Below are 17,585 nucleotides of genomic sequence, written 5' to 3' on the forward strand. Positions count from 1 at the left end.
ATGAGCGCTTCTGAGCAGTTAGTGAAACAACTACGCAAAAAACGTGAGCGTATCCAAAAGCCATCAGTGGCTGTGTCGGGATATCTTACCCGCGTCGTCGGTTTAATGTTTGAGGCCGTTGGCTGTCGCGCTCCTGTGGGGTCAAGCGTAGCTGTGGAGGCTGACAGCGGAGATATTGAAGCCGAAGTGGTGGGTTTTGAAGGCAACATCAGTTACTTAATGCCTACCGAAGACGCCCATGGCGTTATTCCCGGAGCCAGAGTACGCCCACTAAACCGCAAGAATCAATTGCCGCTGGGTATGGAGCTGCTGGGTCGTGTTATTGATGCTCGTGGCGAGCCCCTTGATGATAAAGGCCCCATTTTTTCTGACGGAAAAACCTACCGAAGCAAACCCATGAACCCGCTGAACCGACGTCAGGTGAAGCAGCCGCTGGACGTTGGCGTAACGGCTATTAATGCCTGCTTAACCGTGGGGCAGGGGCAGCGAATGGGGCTGTTTGCTGGTAGTGGCGTGGGTAAAAGTGTGCTGTTGGGCATGATGACTCGCGGTACCACGGCGGATGTGATTGTAGTTGGCCTGATAGGCGAACGTGGCCGGGAAGTAAAAGAATTTATAGAAGAAATACTTGGTGAGGAAGGCCGTGAAAAAGCGGTTGTAATAGCAGCGCCTGCTGACCAGTCGCCGCTTATTCGTTTACGTGGTTGTGAAACAGCCTCTCAGGTTGCCGAATATTTTCGTGACCAGGGTCTGAATGTGTTGCTGTTAATGGATTCACTGACTCGTTACGCCATGGCGCAACGGGAAATTGCCCTTGCTGTGGGTGAACCACCGGCAACCAAAGGTTATCCGCCTTCTGTTTTCGCTAAGTTACCAGCATTGGTCGAGAGAGCAGGGAATGGCGGCGACGGACAAGGTTCTGTGACCGCGTTTTATACGGTTCTGACTGAAGGTGATGACTTACAGGACCCCATTGCGGACTCCGCGAGAGCAATACTGGACGGACATATTGTACTGAACCGGGAACTGGCCGACAGCGGTCATTATCCGGCAATAGATATTGAAGCTTCTATTAGCCGGGTTATGCCACAGGTTGTTTCGGAAGAGCATATGCAACAGGCGATTAAAGTTAGACAGTGGTACTCAAGTTACCGTCGCAATCGCGACTTGATTTCCATTGGCGCATACACCCGCGGAAGTGACCCGGCTATCGATCAGGCTATTGCAATGCAGCCGCGAGTAAGTATGTTTTTGCAACAGAAAATGCGGGAAGTTGTGAACTATGATGAAAGCTTGTTGCTCCTTAATCAGCTAGTCAATCCGAAGCAGAAACAGTCAGCGAGCATGTAATTTATGGCTGAGTTGGCACAATTGGAAATGTTGCTGGAGCTGGAACAGAGGCGCGAAGATAAAGCCGCTCAGGATTTCTCTCAGGTGCAGCAACAGGTTCAGGAGCAACAGATGCGCCTGGACGGTATGTCAAAATATCGACTCGACTACTTAAATCAGTTGCAGCATCGCGGGCAAAGCGGGATTGCCTCAATTCAGGTAGGGCAGTATCACGCATTTGTCGGTAAGTTAGATGAAGGTGTTGAACAGTTGCATCACGATATTATTAAGTTGCAGCAAGTGTTACAACAGCGCAAAGATCGTTGGCTGGCGCAGCGTCGCAAGCGCGAGTCGATAGATTTTTTAATAAAAGAAAAGCGCAAGCGTGAGCAAGTAGCCGAAGCCAGAAAAGAACAAAATAATCTGGACGATTTTAGCAGTCAGCGTTTTATTCGCGCCAGAAAATAGTTGGAACGAAATTTGCTTAGATACTTGCTAGATATTGTTTGCTCAGCTATTGAAAATAGCGCAAGCGCATTGCGGAGTATTATTAAGCAAGGCGTCAATAAGCACTTAATTCAGGACTAAAACTATGCAACAGCTGCTTAATCTAACCGAATCTGCCGACAACTTTGCACGTGTTGGTAAAGGTAACGACCTATCATTGAAGAGCGCCGATGGCGATAGCGGTGAGTTCTCGCGGCTGATGCTAAAGCAAAATAGTGGCGATAAAGAGCTGCAACAACTGGCCGCTAAAATTGAAGCCTACCAGAAAGCCGGTAACGACGGTGAAGGTGAGGTTGAAGGCAAAGACGTTGAGCGCAAAAATGCCGGTGAGCCGGTAACCCGAAATTTATGGGAACTGTTGCAGCAAATGAAGCAGGAAAGTGCTGAGGTTAGCTCTGAAGGCGAAACTGCGGTGAGTGACGAGATAGATCTTGCTGCGGGCGATGGCGAACTAAAAATGACAGATGAGCAACTGGCTGAAATGCTGGAAGCTTTAATGGCTAAGCTGGATTCTGCGGGTGAAGGAGAGGGTGACGCTGTTATGACGGATGCCGAGCGGCAGAAGTTTGCCGATGAGCTGCTGGCCGGCATGACCGATAGTGATAAACAGGCATTACAGGCAAAGCTTCAACAACTGATACAGGCGGCAGAACAGGGTGAAGGTGCTGAAAGTGCGGTTGAGGATGCCGGGAAATTCATTGTTAACTTGCTTGAACCCCTTTTACCCAAAGCCGATGCTGATAAGTTATTAGTGGGTAATGAAAAAGCCTTAACTCAGGCTTTGAATGAGGCTGCAGAGCGAGTACTGTCTCAATTGTCTGCATCTGCGGATAAAAACACAGGCAAGCCGCAAAGTGCTGAAGAATTAACAAATTTGCTTAAGCAACTGGAGCAGCAAGTTTCTGCGCAACAAGCGAAGGGCGAAAGTAGCGAGTTAAGTTTAGCGGAGCAGAAGAAACTGCAGCAGTTTACTGCCGAATTGCGCAAGATTTTAGCCAGCCAGAATGGCGGCGCAGATAAGCCTCAGGCTTTGACTCAGGAACAGTCGGCTAAAGCTGAGCAATTATTGGCTGAAGTAAGGCTATTATTAAAAGGCCGTACAGGACTGAGTGAAAAGTCGGTAGAGGGTAAGGCGTCAGAGTCGGTTATTACAGCAACAGACGTTAAAGCCGGTAAAGAAAAAGCTGGTTCTGGCGATATTGGTGCTAAAAGCGATGACGGCAAGCAAACGACTAAAGCTGCTTCTGTGAATACAGCTGTTGAAGCAGAAACAAAGGTAGCCGATGCGGGTCAGCAGGGACAAGTCTTTCGGAATAACACCGACGCTTTAGTTGACGCCAGTGCGGCCCGGGCAATTCAGGGGCAAATGGTGTCAACCGCGCAGGGAACTGTAGCTGCGAATGAATCCAGTCAGGCTAATACTTTGCAGGCATTGCAACGTCCATTAGACTTGCAGCAAACGGAAGCGTCGCAAAAATTGCAGGAACGCATCAATATTATGATGAGCAGGAATATCCAGCGTGCGGATATTCGTCTGGATCCGCCGGAACTTGGTAGTGTTCACATTCGAGTTAACATGAGCGGTGAGCAGGCGTCAGTCCAGTTTCAGGCCCAGACACAACAGGCTCGAGATGCGTTAGAGACGACCATGCCGCGATTACGCGAAATGCTGGAACAGCAAGGCATCAATTTAGCTGATACTCAGGTTGGAGAGCAAAGCAAAGAAGGCGGGCGCACCGCTGGCGGGCAAGCCGGAGGATCTCATGATGCGGAAGACTGGGCTGTTGAGGGTGAAATAGCTTTAGAAGAAGGCCGGGTGCTTGCTGACGGACAAGTCGATTTCTATGTTTGAAACGGTATATCTAAAGCGGCTATCAAGCTATAGTAGCTGTCGGTGGACGGTAATACAGGAACTTGAGCATGGCAGAAGATAAAGACAACAACGATACGGAACAAACTGAAGAGCAGGCCGGTGGTAAGAAGAAAAAACTGATTATCTTCGGTGGTATCGGTATTGTTTTAATTATTACCGTAGTCCTGGTGTTGTGGCTATTCGGTGGCTCGTCTGAGGGTGAATCAGCTGCTGCCGAAAATGGTATGAGCAGCGCAGCGGCACCGTCATCATCGCCACGCCCGGAAATTGGCAATGCACTTTATGTTGGTATGCCCCGGCCTTTCGTTTTCATTGTCCCGGGTGACTCACGTGAGCGAACAGTACAAATTAAAGCGCAGTTAATGGTGCGCGGCGAAGAGAGTGAAGAACTGGCGAAAAAGCATATTCCGTTAATTGAAGGCACGCTGCATGAGGTGTTTTCCTCAACCACGGCTGACAGGTTAAAAACAGCCGAGGGTAAAGGTCAGTTACGTGAACTGGCTTTGACTGAAGTTCGTTCTGCGCTCGAAGAAGTAACCGGGAAACCGGTTGTTGAACAGGTTTTATTTACCAGCTTGGTAATGCAATAAGTGAGCTATTATGGCTGTGAGTGACTTACTATCTCAAGACGAAATTGACGCGCTTTTACATGGTGTTGATGACGTTGAAGAAGAGGACACAGAGAAAGAATCTGCCTCTGCGGATGCGCTCGACTATGACTTTTCATCGCAAGATAGAATTGTTCGTGGACGTATGCCAACGCTGGAAATTGTTAATGAGCGTTTTGCCCGTCATATGCGGGTCAGCTTATTCAACATGATGCGCCGCACCGCCGAAGTGTCTATTAACGGTGTCCAGATGATTAAATTTGGTGAGTACGTGCATACCTTGTTCGTACCGACCAGTTTAAACATGGTGCGTTTCCGTCCGCTTAAAGGAACGGCACTAATCACTATGGAGGCACGTTTAGTCTTTATTCTGGTCGATAACTTTTTCGGTGGCGATGGTCGCTATCATGCAAAAATTGAAGGCCGTGAATTTACGCCGACTGAGCGCCGCATCATTCAAATGTTGCTGAAGCTGGTATTTGAAGATTACAAAGAAGCCTGGGCTCCTGTCATGGACGTGGGCTTTGAGTATTTAGACTCGGAAGTTAACCCGGCCATGGCGAACATTGTTAGCCCAACCGAAGTTATCGTTATTAGTTCGTTTCATATTGAGCTAGATGGTGGCGGGGGAGATTTCCACATTGCATTGCCTTACTCCATGCTGGAGCCCATTCGCGAGCTGTTGGATGCCGGTGTGCAGTCGGATAAAGAAGACACCGATATGCGCTGGAGTAAAGCGTTACGTGACGAGATTATGGATGTTCCGGTGGAAATGATTGCCAAACTGGCGCAAACCGAAATGTCGTTACGTGAGGTGATGGATTTGCGCGAAGGCGATGTTATTCCGCTTGAGTTGCCAGACGACTTAACCGTACTAATTGAAGATTTACCGACTTTCCATGCGAAAATGGGGCGTTCAAGAGACAATGTCGCTTTGAAAATTTCAGAGAAGATTAAACGCCCTGAAACCGTGAAGTCGGATATTCATATGTTGACTCGTGGAGGCCGCCGAATTGGTGGTGATGCCGAGTTACAACAGTTAGAAGAAGATATTGATTTATAATAATTGCTGCTTGAGAAAGTGAGGTTGCAACATGAGTAACGATGATAAAGATATGGATGACTGGGAAGCAGCAATGGCTGAACAGGAAGCTGCTGAAGATGAAGAAAGTGGCGAATCAGGAGCCGGTGAAGGCGCAGGAAAGTCGTCCAGTCATTCTGGTATGGATAACGTGCAGACCGCTGAACTCGAAGAACTGAGTGAAGATAAGCCGGTAACCGAGGAAGAAAAGCGCAAGCTCGACGCCATTCTCGATATTCCTGTTACCATTTCTATGGAAGTGGGTCGTAGCCAAATTAGCATTCGTAATTTGCTGCAATTGAACCAGGGCTCTGTGGTGGAACTGGAACGTGTTGCCGGTGAACCACTGGATGTACTGGTTAACGGCACCTTGATTGCGCATGGCGAGGTGGTTGTTGTTAATGATAAATTCGGGATACGCTTAACCGATGTTATTAGTCAGATTGAACGTATTCGTAAGCTTCGCTAGCTTGGTGCTGTTGCCCTCTGCTGCCAAGGCGGAAGAGAAAGCTGGCATTATTTCAGGCAATGACATAGGCGCCATGGTTTTGGCGCTTTTTGCCGTTTTAGCGGTGATTGTGGTTTTAGCCTCGCTGTTAAAACGCTTTAACCTCAAGTTTCAGGGCGCATCTGGTCTGAAAGTACTGAGTAGCGTGTCTTTAGGGCCCAAAGAACGGCTGGTCATTGTGGATGTTGGGGGGCAGAAATTGTTACTTGGTGTCACTCAGCAACGCATAGAATGCCTGAAAGAGTTGCCAGGCGATATCAACCTGGAAGGAAAACAAGAACAATGAACCGCTGGTTGCTGCTTTGTATTTTAGCCGTGTTGTGTTTGCTGCCTGAGCAGGCTTTCGCCTGGCAGGATCTTACTGCGGTTACGGTAAAAACAAACCCCGATGGTAGTGAAGAGTACTCTGTAACGCTGCAAATTTTGGCGATAATGACGGCGCTGACCTTCATTCCCGCTATGGTCATTATGATGACCTCATTTACCCGAATTATTATCGTTTTAGCTATTCTGCGTCAGGCCATCGGTCTGCAACAGTCGCCTTCTAATCAGGTGCTACTGGGTATTGCGCTGTTTTTAAGCTTTTTCATCATGACGCCGGTTTTAAACGAAATAAATGACAAAGCGTTACAACCCTACTTAAATGAAGAGATACAGTCGATGGAGGCGGTCGACAGAGCAAAAGCGCCGATAAAAGCCTTTATGCTGGCGCAAACACGCTTAACCGATTTAGAAACCTTTGTCGAAATATCAGGAACCGAGGGCGTGCAAGAGCCGGAGGACGTGCCTATGTCGGTGCTTATTCCGTCCTTTATAACTTCCGAGCTAAAAACCGCCTTTCAAATAGGCTTCATGCTGTTTATTCCGTTTTTGATTATTGATTTGGTGGTCGCCAGCGTTCTCATGGCCATGGGTATGATGATGCTGTCGCCCATGATCGTATCGCTGCCGTTTAAACTCATGTTGTTCGTGCTGGTTGATGGCTGGAGTTTAACCATGAGTACCCTGGCCGGAAGTTTCGGGGTTTAGGAGGCAATATGTCACCGGAAATGTTTCTCGACATTTTTCAGGAAGCTTTGAAAACCATAGTGATTATGGTGGCTTTTATAATTATTCCCGGACTTTTGGTGGGTCTGGTCGTTGCGGTTTTCCAGGCAGCTACCTCTATCAACGAGCAAACCTTAAGCTTTCTGCCTCGCCTACTTGTCACTCTTGCCGTTATTGGTCTTGGTGGACACTTCCTGACTGAAACCGTAATGGACTTCACTATCGAGATGTTTAACCGGATACCTGAAGTGGTCGGCTAATGGATCTGGTGACTTCTGTTCTGCTTGAGTGGTTGGAACAACACCTGTGGCCGCTAACACGGGTGTCATCAATGATCATGAGTATGGCACTGTTTTCCGGCACCATAGTGAACTCCCGCGTCAAAATCTTTTTATCTCTTGCCATTATTATGGCCGTTTCACCTGCTTTGCCGGAAATTAATGCGGGCGTTGAAATGATGTCGGTAGGCGGTTTCTTAGTTACAGCACAGCAAGTCGTTATTGGGGTTGCCTTAGGGTTGCTTTCCATTTTGTTCCTGCAAACATTTGTTCTGGGTGGCCAAATTATTGCCATGCAAATTGGTTTGGGTTTCGCCTCTATGGTTGACCCCACCAACGGCCAGCAAGTGCCGGTTATTGCACAGTTCTTTTTAATGTTAGCCAGTCTGGTTTTTCTCGCGTTCGACGGGCATTTATTAATGATTCATATGGTTGTTGCCAGTTTTGACGCAATACCTGTGGGTATGACCGGGTTGGATGCCGACGCTTTATTTGCGGTTGCGGAGTGGGGCGTTTACATGTTCTCGGCGGCCTTAACGGCGATGCTTTCGGGGGTCATTGCGTTGCTGCTAATTAACTTAAGCTTTGGGGTTATGACCCGGGCGGCTCCACAGCTGAACATTTTTGCTATTGGTTTTCCTATTACTATGGTCAGTGGATTAGTGGTTGTGTGGCTAACCATGGGCGGCTTTATTTTTCACTTCGAAAACCAATGGGCGCGGGTTGTACAAACCATGTGCGAGATATTGGGTAGTCAATGTGCTTAAATCGACTTTCTCTGACAAAGGGCAGTAAGCATGGCTGAGACTGATCAGGAACGTACAGAAGACCCCACGGAGCGACGAAAACAGCAGGCCCGCGACAAAGGCCAAATTGCTCGCTCCAAAGAAATGGGAACCGGCTTTGTACTGGTGAGTGCGGCAGTTTCGTTTTTCTGGTTCGGCGGTGCTTTGTACCAGGGCGTGCGTAACGTTTTTGAAATTATGTTTACGCTTGACCGACAGCACGCGTTTGACACCAGCAAAATGTATGAAGCCTTTGCCATTGCCTTTGGTGAAATTCTCTGGCCAATACTGACCATTTTTGCCTTTATTGTGGTGTTTACCTTTCTGGGGAACAGCTGGTTGGGTGGCATTAACTTTTCCGCTCAGGCAATGGCACCTAAATTTAACCGGATGAATCCGCTTAATGGATTTAAACGGATGTTTGGTGTTCAGGCATTGGTGGAGCTGATAAAAGCCATAGCTAAGTTTATGGTGGTAGCCGTTTCTGCATACTTTCTGCTTAAGTGGAAATTTGTCGACATTCTGCAAATGTCTATGGGGCAGATGCCGACCATGATTGAAAACGCGCTGGACACCTTACTATGGATGTTCCTGTTGTTGTGTTTGTCGATATTTCTTATTGTCGTTATTGATGCTCCCTTCCAGGTATGGAAACACAATAAAGACTTAAAAATGAGTAAGCAGGAAGTCAAAGACGAACACAAAGACACGGAAGGGAGTCCGGAAGTTAAAGGGCGTATTCGTCGCTTACAAATGGAAATGGCAAATCGCCGAATGATGCAGGAAGTGCCTAAGGCCGACGTTGTTGTAACTAACCCTACCCACTATGCTGTCGCTTTAAAATATGACGACGGCGGCGTACAGGCTCCGGTTCTTCTTGCAAAAGGAACCGATGAAACTGCTGCAAAAATTCGTGAAATTGCTCTGGAATATGAAATTCCGCTGGTTGCTTCGCCGGGGCTTGCCCGCTCAATTTACCATACCACCGAGCTGGAAAAAGAAATTCCGAAAGGGCTGTTCGTGGCCGTGGCACAGATTCTTGCGTACGTATATCAATTACGAATGTTTAAGAAAGGGCAGGCTAAACGTCCGAAAAAACCACCTATGGATAAAGATATTCCGGACGATTTACGTTACTAACCAGCCTGATTACAACGTCATTCGACTTGCATAATTTGCGCGTTAAGACGGGCTGCTATATCATTCGCCACCATTCGTGCCGATATCGGCAGTGGCAAATTTGGACTAAGCAGTTATGGCTAAACTTTCTTTGTGCCTGGCACAGCTGGACTTTACAGTTGGTGCCATTCACAACAACACCGCCCTAATTTTAAAAACGCTGCGTGAGCAGGGCGAGCAACACGACATTATTGTGTTCCCTGAGCTGGCTATTACCGGTTATCCGCCGGAAGACTTATTATTCCGCGATGACCTACATCAGGCAGTGGATAATGCGGTAGAACAAATCAGCGCAGCGGCTTCAGATTGTGTGGTTATTGTCGGCCATCCGCAGGCCGTTGGCGGAGAGTTGTTCAACGCTATGTCCGTGCTACACCGGGGCGAATGCCTGCACCGCTACTTTAAACAGCGCCTGCCCAATTACGGTGTTTTTGATGAACAACGTTACTTTATTCCGGGCCATCAGAGTCAGGTGTTTGAATGGCAGGGCGTGCGCATTGGCTTACAAATTTGTGAAGACTTGTGGCATCCGCAACCCTTACAACAATTATTGGATGATGACATTGATCTGGTGCTTTCAATTAATGCTTCTCCGTACGAGTTAAACAAACACGAACAGCGCTTAGGTGTGTTGAAACAGCGTGTGGCAGAAGCCGGTAAACCCATTTTGTATTTGAATAATTGTGGTGCGCAGGATGAGCTGGTGTTTGATGGCCATTCACTGGTTTTAGATGCAGAAGGTGAGCTGGTTGCCGAACTACCGCACTGTGAAATGACCACGGCAAGCGTAACTTACGAAGACAAAGGTATCCGTTGTGTCGGTTTTGAGCCTAAGGCTGAACAAAACGACTTGGCTCATGTATACGACGCTCTGGTGTTGGCGGTGCGTGACTATGTGACCAAGAATGGTTTTTCTGGTGTGGCATTAGGCTTGTCAGGTGGAATCGATTCCGCATTAACTTTGGCGATAGCAAGCGACGCTCTGGGAGCCGATAAGGTTCATGCTGTTATGATGCCGTTTCGTTATACTTCAGATATGAGTCTGGAAGATGCAGAGAAGCAAGCTGATACCTTAGGTGTTCGCTACGACGTTGTGCCAATTGAGCCCATGTTTAATGAGTTTATGACTCAGTTGGGACCGTTATTCGGAGAGACCGAAACCGATACCACCGAAGAAAACCTGCAGTCCCGCTGTCGCGGTGTATTACTTATGGCTTTATCCAATAAAACCGGTTCGCTGGTGTTGGCTACTGGCAACAAAAGTGAAATGGCGGTGGGTTATGCAACCTTATATGGTGATATGTGTGGCGGTTTTGCGCCTATTAAAGACATTCCTAAGTTGCTGGTTTATCAATTGGCCGAGTTTCGTAATACTCGGGGTGCCTGCATACCTCAAAGGGTTATAGACAGACCGCCTTCTGCTGAACTCGCACCCGATCAAGTGGATTCTGATTCGCTACCAGACTATAGCGATTTAGATCGCATTCTGGCATTGTATGTAGAGAGAGACTGGTCGGTAACCGATATTATCGCGGCCGGATTTGTAGAGGAAGACGTGCGCCGGGTGGTTCGCCTGGTTGATCTAAATGAATACAAGCGTCGCCAATCTGCAGTTGGGCCTAAAGTGACACCTCGTAACTTTGGTAAAGATCGTCGTTACCCTATTACCAGTCACTATCGCCATGAATTACAGCGACAAGGTCAATAGGATAAATACTGATGAAAAAAGTTGAAGCCATTATTAAGCCGTTTAAGTTGGACGACGTGCGCGAAGCGCTGTCTGAAGTCGGCATTGCCGGTATGACTGTGTCAGAGGTAAAAGGCTTTGGTCGTCAGAAAGGCCATACCGAACTTTATCGTGGCGCGGAGTACATGGTCGATTTTCTACCAAAAGTAAAACTGGAAGTTGTGGTTGCGGATAGTGAAGTTGAGCGTTGTATTGAAGCCATTATGGAAACCGCTCAAACCGGAAAAATTGGTGATGGGAAAATTTTTATCACTGAGATTGAACGTGTTATTCGTATTCGTACCGGAGAGGAAAACGAAGACGCGGTATAAGCTACCGCGTCATTCTTTGTAATAACCTAGCGGGCTGAGACTAACTGATTCTCAGGAAAGTTTGCTCTCAGCACCTTCATCGCGTCTTCACGTAGTTCAGGCAGTTCCAGTTGATCATAACTTTCTACCATTATAGCTAAGGCATTTTCGACTTCCGGTGTGTCTGAAAAATGCTCTAATACATACCGACCACGGTTAGCTGCGGCTAAGTAAGCCTGACGCTCCATATAATATTGAGCGATAGCCAGTTCTTTTTTAGCCAAACGACTTTTCAATGCAATTAAACGCTTTTTCGCATCTGCTGCATATTCGCTTTTCGGATACTTGCGAACTAACTCAGCAAAATCTTTAAATGCCGCCTGGGCCATAGACGAGTCACGGTCAGAGCGGTCAACGCCAGCCAGATTATGTATGGCATTGTGCTCAGCACGCTGATTAACCAACCCGCGCATATAGAGTGCGTAATCGACATCTTTATGATTTGGGTTCAGGCTGATGAAGCGATCGATTGCGGCTAAGGCTTCGTCTGTATTATCGAGTTTGTAATGCAGATAAATAAGGTCTAGCTGAATTTGATGAGCAAAAGGGCCAAAAGGGTAACGCTTGTTCAGGCTGGACAATTGTTCCTGCGCCAAATTCAAATTACCATTAGCCATACTCTCCTGAGCCTGCTCATACATGGCTTCGACTTGTGTTTTTGCAACTTGTTCTTCTTCCGACTGGCTTGAACAACCCGCTAACATTAATCCCAGAACCGATGATAAAACGAGGCTTCGGCTTAACTTATTACTTAACATATTATGAAGGATTCCCTTTATTTTTTTGGCGCTGCACCGGCAAACCGTTACACTAGCATATTCTTGCATTCTAACGCAGCCGTAAAGGCTTTGACAGTCGAAACCCAATATATGAACAAAAGCATTGAATTAGAAGCCATTGTTACCGAGTCTCTGGCTGGAAAAAGATTAGACCAGGCACTTGCAGAGTTGTTCCCTGACTACTCAAGGTCTCGCTTAAAAAGCTGGATAACTGATGGAAAAGTGACCATTGATACAAAAGTCATCGAAAAACCGCGAGAAAAAGTGGTCGCCGGTGCTTTAGTTGCAGTGGACGCAGAAATTGAAGGGGAAGAGCGGCACGCAGCACAGCCGGTGGAACTGGATATTGTTTATGAAGATGACGATATTCTGGTTATTAATAAGCCTGCGGGCTTAGTTGTCCATCCCGGAGCAGGAGCGCCTGACAGAACCTTGCTGAACGGTTTGTTGCATTACGATCCGCAGCTCGATTTAGTGCCGCGGGCTGGTATTATTCACCGTTTAGATAAAGACACAACAGGACTGATGGTTGTTGCGCGTAATGTGCCCGCACAGACGCAGCTAGTCTCAATGATGCAGGATCGCGATATTACTCGCGAATATGAAGCAGTGTGTAATGGTGTGATGACAGCCGGCGGCATGGTTGACCAACCTATCGGTCGTCATCCGACAAAACGTACGCATATGGCGGTGGTGCAGTCGGGGAAACCGGCAGTCACGCATTATCGTGTGTTAGATCGCTACCGTGCGCATACATTACTTCGTCTGCGTTTAGAGTCCGGCCGAACTCACCAGATTCGCGTGCATATGGCGCATATTCGCCACCCCTTAGTCGGTGACTTGACCTACGGCGGCCGACCGCGTCCGCCCAAACAGGCTGAAGATCGTTTATTGCAGACGTTGCGAGGGTTTAACCGCCAGGCGCTGCATGCGGCATCGTTGGGCTTACATCATCCAATTACCGGCGACTGGCTGGAGTTTAATGTTCCACGGCCAACCGATTTTCAATATTTAATTGAAGAACTGCGCGTTGATCATGAACGTTTCAAGTCAGCATGACGGCATTATAGTTCCTGACTGGGAGCTGCCGTCGAATGTTCACGCGGCAGTGACCACCAGAGCTTTTGGGAACCTGGCCGCGCATGTCGGAGATGACCCCGCTGCGGTTCTTCTGCGTCGCCGACAATTGCAGCGCTCACTCAAATTACCAACCGCGGTTACCTGGCTGCAGCAACAACATACCAATAAGGTTTTGAGTTGGCCTTTTAAGTCTGCTGTTGCGGATGCTGTCTATAGCGACGATCCCCAGAGTGTCTGTGCGGTTTTAACCGCAGACTGTTTGCCTATTCTTTGCTGTTCGGACGACGGAAAGGAAATTGCAGCAGTGCACGCAGGTTGGCGAGGTTTAGCCAGCGGGGTATTACAAAATGCTCTGGCAAGCTTTAAAAGCCCTGCGGCTAACATTCGCATTTGGATAGGACCGTCTATCGGCGCTTCGGCTTTTGAAGTAGGTGATGACGTAAGAGATGTGTTCGTTGCACGGCATTCATCTAATGCGGAATATTTTATTTCTCACTCCGGTAAATGGTTAGCCGATTTAGCCTCAATTGCAGCGGACGAGTGTTTGCGCGCGGGCGTTGAGGATATAACCAAAAGCAGCGAATGTACTGTTCGTAATAACCGAAGCTGGTACTCGTGGCGCAAGGAGAAAGCTGCAGCTAGATTTGCGTCAATTATTTGGCGAAATTAATTTTAGTCACTTGAAAATGCGCAAAAAGTACCCACATTTAACTTAACGAAAGAATTAAGTGAGGAAGTACCAATGCGACACGATAAATTTACCAGTAAGTTTCAGATGGCAATTGCCGATGCTCAGTCAATTGCTCTGGGACGTGACCATCAATTCATAGAACCCGTCCATTTAATGCAGGCACTGTTGGATCAAAACGGTGGCTCAGTGCGCCCTTTATTTACCATGCTGGGTGTGGACATTCCCCAGTTCAGAGCGAACTTGTCGAAAGCCCTGGATGCCTTACCTCAGGTTGAGGGCACCGGCGGTGACGTTCAGTTATCGCAGAACACAGCTCAACTTTTAAACCTGTGCGATAAATACGCGCAAATAAGAAATGATTCTTATATCTCGTCTGAACTGTTTTTGCTGGCTGCGGCAGAAGACAAAGGCAAGCTGGGCGATATTTTCCGTCAGCAGGGCATAAAACGTGATGCGTTGGAAAAAGCCATTAACGACATTCGTGATGGCGAAAAAGTGGATGACCCTAATGCCGAAGACAAACGTCAGGCGCTGGACAAGTACACCATTGATTTAACTGAACGTGCGGAGCAGGGCAAGCTTGATCCTGTTATTGGCCGTGATGAAGAAATTCGCCGGACTATTCAGGTATTGCAGCGCCGTACTAAAAACAACCCGGTACTTATTGGTGACCCCGGTGTCGGTAAAACCGCCATTGTTGAAGGGTTAGCTCAGCGTATTGTTAACGGCGAAGTGCCTGAGGGTTTAAAGCATAAACGAGTATTGTCTCTGGATTTAGGGGCTTTATTAGCGGGAGCGAAATTCCGCGGCGAGTTTGAAGAACGACTCAAAGCTGTATTGACTGAGCTTTCTAAAGAAGAAGGTCGCATCATTTTGTTTATTGACGAAATGCACACCATGGTCGGTGCTGGTAAAGCGGACGGTGCGATGGATGCCGGCAACATGTTGAAGCCAGCCCTGGCTCGCGGCGAGCTGCACTGTGTCGGCGCTACTACATTGGATGAATATCGTCAGTATATTGAAAAAGATGCGGCGCTGGAACGACGCTTCCAGAAAGTTCTGGTGGAAGAGCCAAACGTGGAAGACACCATTGCTATTTTGCGTGGTTTGAAAGAGCGCTACGAACTGCACCATTCGGTGGAAATTACCGATCCGGCGATTGTTGCGGCGGCGTCTTTATCGCATCGTTATATCAGTGATCGCAAACTGCCGGATAAGGCCATCGACTTAATTGACGAGGCGGCATCAAGTATTCGTATGCAAATTGACTCTAAGCCGGAGGATCTTGATCGTCTGGAGCGTCGAATTATTCAGTTAAAACTTGAACGTCAGGCGTTGCAGAAAGAAAAAGATGATGCCAGCAAAAAACGCTTGGAAATTCTGCACGACGAGCTAGACGAGCAAGAACGTAAATATGAAGAACTGGAAGAAGTCTGGAATACAGAAAAAGCGGCAGTACAAGGTACTCAACATATTAAAGCGCAGCTAGAGCAGGCTCGCACGGATATGGATATTGCCCGCCGTGCCGGTGACTTAAACCGGATGTCAGAACTTCAGTATGGCCGGATTCCTGAACTGGAGCGACAACTGGATTTAGCCTTGCAAGCCGAAATGCAGGATATGAGTTTGCTCAAAAACCGTGTTACCGAAGAAGAAATTGCTGACGTATTGTCACGCTGGACTGGGATTCCGGTTAATAGAATGCTCGAAGGCGAGCGCGAAAAGCTGTTGCAGATGGAAGAGCAAATCCACAGTCGGGTAGTGGGTCAAAATGAAGCCGTAGATGCGGTTTCCAATGCCATTCGCCGTTCACGCGCGGGGCTTGGGGATCCAAACCGTCCTATTGGTTCATTCTTATTCCTTGGTCCAACCGGTGTGGGTAAAACAGAATTATCTAAGGCTTTAGCGAACTTCATGTTTGATACTGACCATGCGATGGTACGTATTGATATGTCCGAGTTCATGGAGAAGCATTCGGTTGCTCGTCTGGTTGGTGCGCCTCCTGGCTATGTTGGCTATGAAGAAGGTGGCTATTTAACCGAAGCTGTACGGCGTAAACCTTATTCGGTGATTTTGTTGGACGAAATAGAGAAGGCTCACCCCGATGTCTTTAATATCTTATTACAGGTATTGGACGATGGCCGCTTAACCGATGGTCAGGGACGTACGGTCGATTTCAAAAATACCGTTATTATCATGACCTCTAACCTGGGTTCTGATTTAATTCAGGAGCATGCCAAAGAGCATACTTATGAGCAGATGAAGGCCGAGGTTATGGAAGTGCTGGCGCATCATTTCCGTCCTGAGTTCATTAACCGTGTGGACGAAACCGTTGTTTTCCATCCTCTTGGGGAAAGTGAAATTAGATCTATTGCGCAGTTCCAGTTGCAGCTCCTTTATAAGCGCCTGGAAGACAAAGACTATCAGTTAGAACTGGATGATAAGGCTTTATCTCATCTGGCAAGAACGGGATTTGATCCGGTATTTGGCGCGCGGCCTCTGAAACGTGCTATTCAACACGAGTTGGAGAATCCTTTAGCGCAAAAAATCTTGTCAGGGGAACTTGAGCCTGCTAAACCGATCAAAGTAAGTGTTGAAAATGAGCGGTTAGTGATCACGCAATAACCACACAGGGCTTCGGGCATTTCCTGTTCGAAGCCCTAATGTGATAACCTGACTACTTTCTATTTAGTGACTAAAGAGTGTTTTATACATGAGTAATGACAGCTCAAATACCAATGGTAAGAGCCGCGGTATCTATTTACTGCCAAACTTGTTTACGACTGCAGGCTTGTTTTCAGGCTTTTATGCCATAGTCGCGTCAATGAACGATCGCTTTATTGAAGCGGCAGTCGCAATTTTTATTGCAATGGTTTTTGATGGGCTGGACGGCCGGGTTGCAAGAATGACCAATACCGAAAGTGACTTCGGGGCTGAATTCGACAGTATGGCCGATATCGTCTCCTTTGGTATGGCACCGGCCTTGGTCATGTATAACTATGCCTTGGCTGATCTCGGAAAAATAGGTTGGTTAGCAGCCTTTATTTTTGTGGCTGGTGGTGCATTACGGCTGGCGCGGTTTAATACTAACCTCGGCTCCTCCGATAAAAACTTCTTTCAGGGTCTGGCAATACCCAGCGCCGCAGCTATTGTTGCAGGCTTAGTCTGGGTGGGCGCTGAGTACGGTGTCGAAGGTAGTGATATGGGTGGTTTTGCTGCCGTTATTACTATTTGTGCTGGCCTGCTAATGGTCACGAATTTCCGCTACCACTCTTTTAAAGACGTAGACTGGAAGGGCAAAGTTTCTTTTCTCGTTATTCTGGTTATTGTTTTGGTTTTCGTTATTGTTGCGACGCAACCATCTTTAGTGCTGTTCTCAATATTCTTCTTGTATGCCTTATCGGGTCCGGTATTAACCATCAAGAATGTAAAAAAATTGAAGTTAGGTCATGTTGTTGGTGACGATGACGAAGATGACGCCGACTTTAATGACAATAAAGAGACTAAAAAAGAAGCAGAAAAAGCCGAGAAAGAAGATTAAACTAGCAAATTGGTGAAGTTCTGAGCAAACGAGCAAATAGGTTCTAAAAAGATCTTGCAAGGCTCAGAGAGATCACTATAATTCGCCGCCGTTGTCATGAGTTATCTGCAAAGTGTATTTGCAACAAATTCCGACAACGGCGTTTTGTTTTAACCGGGCTGAAAAAGCTGAAAAAAATGGGTTGACGAAACGAAAGGGACGT

The 17,585-nt window shown here is 47.5% G+C and carries 18 protein-coding genes; 17 read left to right on the top strand and 1 reads right to left on the bottom strand.

The features are described 5' to 3' along the window. The 13 genes from fliI to glnB all read left to right on the top strand — a co-directional run bounded on the left by fliI (window position 1) and on the right by glnB (window position 11,253). Window positions 1-1,350, top strand: a complete 1,350-nt coding sequence (gene fliI / locus ACP7H9_RS13485; RefSeq protein WP_110014337.1) for a flagellar protein export ATPase FliI — start codon at window positions 1-3, stop codon at window positions 1,348-1,350. 3 nt (window positions 1,351-1,353) lie between these two features. After that, complete coding sequence (fliJ, locus tag ACP7H9_RS13490) at window positions 1,354-1,797, top strand: flagellar export protein FliJ (protein WP_114982349.1); 444 nt, start codon at window positions 1,354-1,356, stop codon at window positions 1,795-1,797. 124 nt (window positions 1,798-1,921) lie between these two features. Then, the gene (locus ACP7H9_RS13495; RefSeq protein WP_439222896.1) at window positions 1,922-3,688 is read left to right on the top strand and encodes a flagellar hook-length control protein FliK; all 1,767 of its coding nucleotides are present in this window, start codon (window positions 1,922-1,924) and stop codon (window positions 3,686-3,688) included. 68 nt (window positions 3,689-3,756) lie between these two features. After that, a complete protein-coding gene (gene fliL / locus ACP7H9_RS13500; RefSeq protein WP_439222897.1) occupies window positions 3,757-4,299 on the top strand; it encodes a flagellar basal body-associated protein FliL in 543 nt (180 codons plus the stop codon). Between the two features lie 16 nt (window positions 4,300-4,315). After that, a complete protein-coding gene (gene fliM, locus ACP7H9_RS13505) occupies window positions 4,316-5,380 on the top strand; it encodes a flagellar motor switch protein FliM (RefSeq protein WP_016341320.1) in 1,065 nt (354 codons plus the stop codon). A gap of 31 nt (window positions 5,381-5,411) precedes the next feature. Then, complete coding sequence (gene fliN / locus ACP7H9_RS13510) at window positions 5,412-5,867, top strand: flagellar motor switch protein FliN (RefSeq protein ID WP_011234443.1); 456 nt, start codon at window positions 5,412-5,414, stop codon at window positions 5,865-5,867. Next, window positions 5,842-6,192: a flagellar biosynthetic protein FliO gene (gene fliO / locus ACP7H9_RS13515; protein ID WP_227016386.1), complete on the top strand. Its 351-nt coding sequence runs from the start codon at window positions 5,842-5,844 to the stop codon at window positions 6,190-6,192. Before fliN ends, fliO begins: the two co-directional genes overlap by 26 nt. Next, window positions 6,189-6,935, top strand: coding sequence for a flagellar type III secretion system pore protein FliP (fliP, locus tag ACP7H9_RS13520; RefSeq protein WP_011234441.1), 747 nt, complete (start codon window positions 6,189-6,191; stop codon window positions 6,933-6,935). Before fliO ends, fliP begins: the two co-directional genes overlap by 4 nt. An 8-nt stretch (window positions 6,936-6,943) precedes the next feature. Then, window positions 6,944-7,213, top strand: coding sequence for a flagellar biosynthesis protein FliQ (fliQ, locus tag ACP7H9_RS13525; protein WP_011234440.1), 270 nt, complete (start codon window positions 6,944-6,946; stop codon window positions 7,211-7,213). After that, window positions 7,213-7,998, top strand: a complete 786-nt coding sequence (gene fliR / locus ACP7H9_RS13530; RefSeq protein ID WP_011234439.1) for a flagellar biosynthetic protein FliR — start codon at window positions 7,213-7,215, stop codon at window positions 7,996-7,998. The genes fliQ and fliR overlap by 1 nt, the downstream gene beginning before the upstream one ends. A 30-nt stretch (window positions 7,999-8,028) precedes the next feature. Continuing rightward, complete coding sequence (gene flhB, locus ACP7H9_RS13535; RefSeq protein WP_011234438.1) at window positions 8,029-9,156, top strand: flagellar biosynthesis protein FlhB; 1,128 nt, start codon at window positions 8,029-8,031, stop codon at window positions 9,154-9,156. A 115-nt stretch (window positions 9,157-9,271) separates the two neighbouring features. Beyond that, window positions 9,272-10,903 carry an NAD+ synthase gene (locus ACP7H9_RS13540; RefSeq protein WP_114982347.1) on the top strand — a complete coding sequence of 544 codons (1,632 nt, stop codon included), beginning with the start codon at window positions 9,272-9,274 and terminating at the stop codon, window positions 10,901-10,903. Window positions 10,904-10,914: 11 nt separating this feature from the next. Beyond that, window positions 10,915-11,253, top strand: coding sequence for a nitrogen regulatory protein P-II (gene glnB, locus ACP7H9_RS13545; protein WP_011234436.1), 339 nt, complete (start codon window positions 10,915-10,917; stop codon window positions 11,251-11,253). A gap of 26 nt (window positions 11,254-11,279) precedes the next feature. Here the strand turns inward: glnB and ACP7H9_RS13550 are convergent, their stop codons facing one another. Further along, window positions 11,280-12,050 (bottom strand): outer membrane protein assembly factor BamD, encoded by a 771-nt coding sequence (locus tag ACP7H9_RS13550; protein WP_114982346.1) that lies wholly within the window; start codon window positions 12,048-12,050, stop codon window positions 11,280-11,282. A gap of 111 nt (window positions 12,051-12,161) precedes the next feature. Between ACP7H9_RS13550 and rluD the strand changes: the two genes are divergently transcribed. From rluD to pssA, 4 genes are all read left to right on the top strand, one after another. Next, window positions 12,162-13,130, top strand: coding sequence for a 23S rRNA pseudouridine(1911/1915/1917) synthase RluD (gene rluD / locus ACP7H9_RS13555; RefSeq protein ID WP_011234434.1), 969 nt, complete (start codon window positions 12,162-12,164; stop codon window positions 13,128-13,130). Beyond that, window positions 13,108-13,821: a peptidoglycan editing factor PgeF gene (gene pgeF / locus ACP7H9_RS13560; protein ID WP_114982345.1), complete on the top strand. Its 714-nt coding sequence runs from the start codon at window positions 13,108-13,110 to the stop codon at window positions 13,819-13,821. Before rluD ends, pgeF begins: the two co-directional genes overlap by 23 nt. A 72-nt stretch (window positions 13,822-13,893) precedes the next feature. After that, window positions 13,894-16,467 carry an ATP-dependent chaperone ClpB gene (gene clpB / locus ACP7H9_RS13565; protein WP_114982344.1) on the top strand — a complete coding sequence of 858 codons (2,574 nt, stop codon included), beginning with the start codon at window positions 13,894-13,896 and terminating at the stop codon, window positions 16,465-16,467. An 88-nt stretch (window positions 16,468-16,555) separates the two neighbouring features. Further along, window positions 16,556-17,383: a CDP-diacylglycerol--serine O-phosphatidyltransferase gene (pssA, locus tag ACP7H9_RS13570; protein WP_011234431.1), complete on the top strand. Its 828-nt coding sequence runs from the start codon at window positions 16,556-16,558 to the stop codon at window positions 17,381-17,383. Window positions 17,384-17,585 lie beyond the last annotated feature (202 nt).

This window comes from Idiomarina sp. ST20R2A10, from assembly GCF_051842345.1.
In the GTDB taxonomy this organism is placed as follows: Bacteria; Pseudomonadota; Gammaproteobacteria; order Enterobacterales; family Alteromonadaceae; genus Idiomarina; species Idiomarina loihiensis.